This is a genomic window from uncultured Bacteroides sp., from assembly GCF_910578895.1.
GTDB lineage: Bacteria > Bacteroidota > Bacteroidia > Bacteroidales > Bacteroidaceae > Bacteroides.
The window spans coordinates 1-602 of record NZ_CAJTSC010000114.1 but is presented as its reverse complement, the minus strand read 5'-3'; the positions used below and the strand labels follow the sequence as shown (position 1 = coordinate 602).

Sequence of the window (602 nt, the reverse complement as noted above, 5' to 3'; positions counted from 1 at the left end):
CCTGTTCTTATCCGTTTGTTCTTCACCGGTCCGTTTCCGTTTGTCCGCTTCCGCCGCCTGCCTGCGCGGTCTCTCCGGTCCTGTCTCCCCGGTATAGCCGCCGGCTTTCGACTCCTGTCCCGAAGGGATACAACTCCTTCCAACTCCCTTCAGCTCCTGCAAATGAAAAAACCGTGGTCCTCGCCGGATAATTAATTGCCCGCACCTGCCGCCCGTGCCAGGCAGCCTGTATAATTCGGGATGCCGCACGCCGCCGCATGCGCCCCTCTCCTGCCTATGGTGAAATGGCATTAAAGGACCTTTAATCATCATGCCGCCACAGCACCAGTCCAATCCGGTGGCACAGCATCGTTCCAATTCGGTTATATGGGCATTCCGTCCGGTTGCGGCACGGATGCACGTCAAGGTCCGGCGAAAACGTCGCCCTGCAGATTTCATTGCCTGCCGATTAAGGAATTATTTCTTTAATCCCTTGTTTTATCAAGGTATTTCCTCTATTTTTGCGAGAAATTAGTGGAACTATACTTAAGGAATATATTTTCTAACTATTAAATAATTTAAATTCAATCATTTATGTGGTTAAGTAATTCATCTGTAGGAAG

1 protein-coding gene is annotated in these 602 nt (G+C 49.7%); it reads right to left on the bottom strand.

Translation table 11 applies throughout. From position 1 onward, the window contains the following. Nucleotides 1-438 (bottom strand): hypothetical protein (locus QZ327_RS14385; protein WP_294620416.1); only part of this gene is annotated, 438 nt, incomplete at its 3' end. Between the last annotated feature and the right edge of the window lie 164 nt (nt 439-602).